The sequence below is a fragment of the Loktanella sp. DJP18 genome (assembly GCF_049310965.1).
In the GTDB taxonomy this organism is placed as follows: Bacteria; Pseudomonadota; Alphaproteobacteria; order Rhodobacterales; family Rhodobacteraceae; genus Loktanella.
In genome coordinates, this window is record NZ_JBMERN010000367.1 from 1 (window position 1) to 772 (window position 772).

Annotated in this window: 1 protein-coding gene; it reads left to right on the plus strand. The window is 58.7% G+C overall.

Annotated features, from left to right (window positions below):
- Positions 1 to 6 precede the first annotated feature (6 nt).
- A partial coding sequence (locus ACOI1H_RS25940; protein WP_422441233.1) for an ISNCY family transposase occupies positions 7 to 772 on the plus strand: 766 nt, incomplete at its 3' end.

A 772-nucleotide genomic window follows, 5' to 3' on the forward strand; every position in this document is an offset into this window, starting at 1 on the left:
GTGGCCGTGGGATTGATCATCATGAGCGAACGCGAACTGAACCGCATTGAAGTACTGAGCCAGGTGACACGTGGTATCATGACGGCCGTGACCGCTGCCAACGTGCTGGGACTGAGCCGACGACAGGTCCACAGGCTGCTGAAGGATTTTCAGACTGGCGGTCCTGGTGCCATCCGGCACAAGGCGCGTGGTCGCAAATCCAACAATTGGATCGACCCTGCGGTACGTGAGTTCGCCGTGACGTTGGTCAGAGAGAAGTACAGCGATTTTGGGCCCACATTCGCGGCCGAGAAGCTGGCAGAAGACCACGATCTGAAGGTCTCGCGTGAGACGCTGCGCAAATGGATGCAGGACGCCGGAATCTGGTTGTCACGCAAGCAGCGCCGCACATTCCATCAGCCGCGGCTCCGCCGGGAATGTCTGGGCGAGTTGGTCCAGATCGACGGGTCTGATCATCATTGGTTCGAGGATCGCGGTCCGGCCTGTACCCTGCTGGTGTTCATTGACGATGCGACGAGCATGCTGATGCAACTGCGGTTTGTGCCCTCGGAAAGCACGTTCAGCTATTTCGAGGCGCTGGACCTGTATCTGGCAACGCATGGCAAGCCGGTTGCGTTTTATTCCGACAAGCACTCCGTGTTTCGTGTGTCCCAGCAAGGTGCCCGCACGGGTCACGGGATGACCCAGTTCGGGCGTGCCATGACTGAGCTGAATATCGAGATCCTGTGTGCCAACAGCTCTCAGGCCAAAGGGCGTGTCGAAAGGTCAAACC